Raw genomic sequence first — 5,222 nt, forward strand, 5'->3', positions numbered from 1 at the left:
AGCCCGCGAGGAACTGGGCAAAGTCAAGAAAGTTGATCTGATACGTGACGGATGGAAGGGGGTGAGGGCGTTATGATAGACCGTTCAGAGAAACTTCTTCAGATCCGCTACGTTGTTTCAATGGAGCCGCACATAGTGCTGGATAGTTCTAAATGCGGCACATGTGAGTTGAGGTCTTGCCTCTATTTCTGTCCGGCCGGCTGTTTTAAAGAGGAGAACAGCGAAATCAAGTTCAATTACGAGGGATGTCTCGAATGCGGGACATGCCGGGTTATGTGCCCCAGGGAAGCGCTGAAGTGGGACTACCCGCTTGGCGGCTACGGCGTGTCTTTTCGCCTTGGCTAGTTGTCAATTCAAAGGATGAACAATGAATATTGCCTTATGTGTCAAACAAGTACCGGATGTGGCTGGCCCTTTCAGCCTGACTGAAGAAACAGTATCACTTGATAACGCGGGACTTGTAAATATCGTCAATCCCGCCGATCTGGCTGCTTTGGCAATGGTGCGGAAGGCATTGCCTCCCGGGACTGCGAAAGTGACAGCTATGAGCGTCGGGCCCAAATCTGTCGAACGAGCACTTCGGGTCTGCGTCGCCTTGGGTGCAGACAAGACCGTCCGGGTGTGGGACAGTGCCCTCACGGCAGGCGCGCATGGTCCCGACGTGATCGCTCGCGTGCTGGCTGCCACCATTTCTTCTATCGGATTTGACCTGATCGTCTGTGGTTCGCGAGGGATTTGTGGTGGATCCGGATACGTCGGTCCTGCACTGGCCGAGTATTTGTGTTTCGCTCAGTTATGCAGTGTGAGTCATCTGGAGATTTCACCGGCGCGTGATGCCCTGACGGTACATCGACGGCTCGACCGCGGCGATCGTGAGATCGTCGCTTGCAAGCTTCCGGCGGTCATCACAGTTGATGAAGGGACCGCCGAGATTCCGTACGCTTCGTTCCCTGATGTGCTTGCCTCTGAGCGCATGGAGATACCGGTCATTGACCTTGCCTCAATAGGACTTAAATCATCAGATATCGAGTCTGCTTGCGGTGGCCGATTTCTGCATTATGTTCCGCCTCGGCCGAGAACTAAGAAGTCTCCCGCTCCAGCGAAGGCACTTTCTCCGTTAGAGCAGATGCAGCAGGCCATGCTAGGTGGCGGTGCAACAAAGAAAGGGAGTGATGTGATCGAAGGCAAGCCGCAAAAGGTGGCTCAGGAAATCGTCCGCTTCCTTGTATCCAACGGTATCTTGCCGCGCGAACATGAAGGACGTGTCATGTAGGAACGCTCCGATGAAATCCTGATCCCCCTCCAATCACCAATCTTCGGAAAATGGGTCCTCTCCCCTGATGGGAGAGGACCAACGATGACATCTTCGGCCTAGCAGCAATAATCCACAAGCCTCAGCAGGTTATCGAGACTACTGAGCTGTGCGACCTCCATCCATCACTAGAGATGCTCCCGTGGTGAAGGTGGCATCCCGGCAGAGATACAATACAGCCAAGGCAACTTCCTCGGATGTGCCGACTCTGCCCATAGGGAAAAGGTTCTCGATTGTCGCTTTCATGACCGGGTCGCGCTCCACGAAACGCTCATAAGTGGGGGTTGATATCGCTCCAGGACAAACCGCATTGACCCGGATGTTCTGCTTGGCATATTCCAGCGCCACCGATTTGGTCAGTCCCAGAAGGGCATGCTTGGCAGCACTGTAGAGCGGAATCCTCATGCCGCCGGTAATTCCCGAGGCAGAAGAGTTGTTGACGATACTCCCTCCTCCGGATTTGAGCATGTAAGGAACCTCATGCTTCATGCACAGCCAGACACCTTTGACACTGATATCAAAGAGGGCATAGTATTCTTCTTCTGTCTGATCCGTCAGGGGCTTCGGTATCTGCTCGATGCAGGCGTTGTTAAAGGCGTAGTCCAGACTGCCAAAGTGATTGAAGGTTTCCGCAAGGGCAGCTTTTACATCGCTTTCCTTTGAGACATCTCCGGTATAAGCGATACATTTCCCACCCTCCTTCTCGATATCCTCTCTGGCGGTTTTGTTTTTTTCCTCCCGACGGGCCATGATCGCCACGTTAGCCCCATGCCGTGAAAACAGTCTGGCCGTGACAACTCCGATGCCATCGTTGCCACCAGTTATGAAGATAGTTTTACCCTTCATGCCGTTGTCCTCCTTACGTTTTTTGAACCCAAACTACTCCAGCCGATTTCCGATCCTCCGCATCTATTCGAGACAAAAACTGCCGCCTTTGATTCCGATCGTAATCGATTTCGACCAGGCAGTGGTAATCCACAAAACCTTAGCAGGCTATTAATGGCAAACTGCAGCGCGCCTTCGAGACTATTGAGCTGTGCGCCCCCCTTCTATCATGAGTGATGACCCCGTGGTGAACGTAGCATCCCGGCAGAGATACAATACGCCCAGGGCAACCTCCTCAGGAAGCCCAATCCTGCCCATGGGATGAGCGGCCTCTACGGCAGCCTTCATGGCTGGATCCTTTTTGGCGAAGTACCCATAAGAACCTGTATGTATCGCTCCGGGACAAACCGCATTGACCCGGATGTTCTGCTTGGCATATTCCAGCGCAATCGATTTGGTCAGGCCGAGAAGGGCATGCTTGGCAGCACTATAGAGCGGCAACTTCACCGTGCCGGTGTGACCCGATGCGGATGAATTAATCACGATACTTCCGCCCCCGGACTTCAGCATGTAAGGAATCTCATGCTTCATACACAACCAGGCGCCCTTGACGGTAACATCGAAGACCGCATAGAACTCTTCTTCGACCTGATCCGTCAATGGTTTGGGAGTCTGGGTAGCAGCAGCGTTGTTGAAGGCGTAATGGAGACTGCCAAACGTTTTGAATGTCTCTTCGATAGCACTCTTGACATCGCTTTCCTTTGAGACGTCCCCGACAAAGGCAATGCACTTCCCGCCCAGAGCCTCTATTTCAGCCTTCGCCGCCTTGTTCTTTTCGGGCCGCCGACTCATTATGGCCACATTGGCTCCGTGCTGTGAAAACAGCCGCGCCGTGGCCAATCCGATACCGGCATTCCCGCCAGTAATGAAGATCGTCTTGTCCTTCATTCACCTGTCTCCTTTTAAGGGCTAGCATCCATTGCCCCCGAACTCGTAAGCGTTTAGGGGCGATTCATAAATCGCCCCTACAAAGGACACCTCGAACGGGAGGAATCCCGCACCACTTGACCGGAGGTTTCCTAGTCTTCCATCTTGAGTTCCCATCTGCAGGGAGGAGTGCCCTTCGGGTCCTTGCGCGGTCCGTCGGGTATGATCAAGGGCTTGATCTCGGCTTTCGGCAAGAGCGATTTCAGGTAGCGCTCAAAGGCCGGTGCCTCAACCTGATTACAAAGCCAGTTTATCTGCTCTGCGTCGTTCTGCTTCTCAAACCACTCCAGCGAAATACACCGGGTAATCGTCCAGATGATGTGATTCGGGTTGATCACCTCGGCTTCACACGGATAGTACCCTGTGGCAACGCCGTCCGGGATCAACTGCCATGCCTTCATAGCATCGAGGACGGTCTTGACTTCAATGCCCAGCTCTTTGGCCAGTTTGGGCATATTGGCATCAGCAATCCTAGACCAGAAAAGTTCCCGGCACTTCTTGGCTTCGGCCTCTCCCGACCTCTCTGCGGTTATCCGATACCATGTTTCGTCCATTCTCAAATAGCTCTTGGACCAGGCGTGCAATATCCTGATGAGGTACTCCTTGGAGAAATCCTCAAACTTCAGATCGACCTTGTACTCTCCGCTGTAGTCATTTAGCTCGTTTTGTGACTCCTTCAAATCCTTTCCCCCTTCTATTTTTTCGTAATCCGATCCACAACCATAAAGGCAGATCGGGCACAGCTCTGTACGGTAATGCCTCTGGCTTCGCGAGTTGTATCGCCTGCCAGAAGAAGGTTTTTCACTCCCGGGACATCCATTCCCGGCTGTGCCTGTCCCCGAACTCCGGGCACTGCCGCCAACCCAAAAGGCCCCACGGTGTGCAACTTCCACAAAAGATGTTTCTCCAGATCAGGGAAAAACTTCTTGATGTCCTCTTCAAAAGTCGCTATCAATTCCTTCAACTGATGCCTGTTTTCGGCTCTCTCCATCTCAAAGATATTGGGGAAATCATACCAGTTAGCCATGAACCAGAACACGATCTGGTGTTGCCCCGTGTCACCCTCGTAGCCCGGCAGATAGTTGGCCCAAATGCTCCATCCGCTCTTGGTATATTCGGGCCAGACCCATTTACCCCAGTCCTCAGGCCAACCCTGCAGCTCTTTGTCAACGCCGCATACAATCGGAACAGATGCGCCAAACCGATTCTTGATGCCGTTTATCTGCTCCACATACCAGCGTGGCAGCTTGCTTTCGGGAATTACTTTGAAAATGTCCCAAATCGGCAAGGCACAAATCACGTCCGGCGCTCTGACGATTGTGGTTTCGAGCAACTGGAGAGGAGTTACCCGATCCCCCACCGGGATTTCCACACCCACAACCCTGCCATTCGCGATGACAATCTCATCGACCGGAGTGCCGGTTCTGATCTGGCCCCCGTTTTCGATGATGACCTCACAAAGGGATTTCCAGTAAAGCGAGTATCCGCCGCCTTTGACCGACCCCCACAACCCTCCCCATCCACCGAGCCTTTCAAAATGCTCCTTTAAGAATATCAGAAGGTCGCCTGTTCCAAAATCCTCATACTTGGTTCCGGCAAAAGCCCCTACAGCCTGGCTCCACCAGAAGATGTGCATTCCTTCCTCATCACATCTCTGGGCCACCCACTCCTTGAGAGGGAAAGTATCCAATTTGGCCAAGTCTTCATAAGGAGTATTGATGATCTCTTCGATCATCTTTCGCAACTTTTTGAGATCGATGAGATCCATGAGGTAGACCCACTCGCCGTCGCGGTAAAACGAGGCGCCCTTCCAATCATAGAACACTTCCGGATAGGGCTTGCCCGCCTTCTCGAATAATATCACCTTTTTCCCCCGCTTGGCCAGTAGTGCTCCGCAGCACAAACCCGTTGGTCCACCCCCAACGATAATCACATCGGCATCGTACATACTTATTCACCTCATTTCACTATTAACCCAACTTCCGCAGTTTCGAAGCTGACAGGTGCTTCTCCCGAACGTAAAGTTGGTACTACATTGCTTTAATTTTCATTCGCTGAGGGAGGTGCAGCCCAAGCATCTGGAGGAGAACTGCCTGGG

General features: G+C 52.8%; 6 protein-coding genes. 2 read left to right on the top strand and 4 right to left on the bottom strand.

Features of this window, described 5'->3' with window-relative positions; translation table 11 throughout:
* The first annotated feature begins 72 nt into the window (after nt 1-72).
* Together PHV74_14765 and PHV74_14770 are read left to right on the top strand one after the other, a co-directional pair.
* Nucleotides 73-345, top strand: a complete 273-nt coding sequence (locus tag PHV74_14765) for a 4Fe-4S dicluster domain-containing protein (protein MDD5095618.1) — start codon at nt 73-75, stop codon at nt 343-345.
* A gap of 22 nt (nt 346-367) precedes the next feature.
* Entirely contained in the window at nt 368-1,273 is a 906-nt protein-coding gene (locus PHV74_14770; protein ID MDD5095619.1) for a hypothetical protein, read from the top strand.
* Nucleotides 1,274-1,411: 138 nt separating this feature from the next.
* On the opposite strand, the gene PHV74_14775 is transcribed toward PHV74_14770, so the two are convergent.
* From PHV74_14775 to PHV74_14790, 4 genes are all read right to left on the bottom strand, one after another.
* A complete protein-coding gene (locus PHV74_14775; GenBank protein MDD5095620.1) occupies nt 1,412-2,158 on the bottom strand; it encodes a glucose 1-dehydrogenase in 747 nt (248 codons plus the stop codon).
* Between the two features lie 180 nt (nt 2,159-2,338).
* Nucleotides 2,339-3,085, bottom strand: coding sequence for an SDR family oxidoreductase (locus PHV74_14780; protein ID MDD5095621.1), 747 nt, complete (start codon nt 3,083-3,085; stop codon nt 2,339-2,341).
* A 131-nt stretch (nt 3,086-3,216) separates the two neighbouring features.
* Nucleotides 3,217-3,804, bottom strand: a complete 588-nt coding sequence (locus PHV74_14785) for a hypothetical protein (GenBank protein ID MDD5095622.1) — start codon at nt 3,802-3,804, stop codon at nt 3,217-3,219.
* 14 nt (nt 3,805-3,818) lie between these two features.
* On the bottom strand, nt 3,819-5,072 hold the full coding sequence (locus tag PHV74_14790) for an FAD-dependent oxidoreductase (GenBank protein ID MDD5095623.1): 1,254 nt from the start codon (nt 5,070-5,072) through the stop codon (nt 3,819-3,821).
* Between the last annotated feature and the right edge of the window lie 150 nt (nt 5,073-5,222).

Source organism: Dehalococcoidia bacterium (assembly GCA_028711995.1).
Taxonomy (GTDB): domain Bacteria; phylum Chloroflexota; class Dehalococcoidia; order SZUA-161; family SpSt-899; genus JAQTRE01.

Excerpts from the sequence above, each read along its gene's own strand:
- PHV74_14765 (MDD5095618.1), top strand. The coding sequence starts at position 73 with ATGATAGACCGTTCAGAGAAACTTCTTCAGATCCGCTACGTTGTTTCA.
- PHV74_14770 (MDD5095619.1), top strand. The coding sequence starts at position 368 with ATGAATATTGCCTTATGTGTCAAACAAGTACCGGATGTGGCTGGCCCT.
- PHV74_14775 (MDD5095620.1), bottom strand. The coding sequence starts at position 2,158 with ATGAAGGGTAAAACTATCTTCATAACTGGTGGCAACGATGGCATCGGA.
- PHV74_14780 (MDD5095621.1), bottom strand. The coding sequence starts at position 3,085 with ATGAAGGACAAGACGATCTTCATTACTGGCGGGAATGCCGGTATCGGA.
- PHV74_14790 (MDD5095623.1), bottom strand. The coding sequence starts at position 5,072 with ATGTACGATGCCGATGTGATTATCGTTGGGGGTGGACCAACGGGTTTG.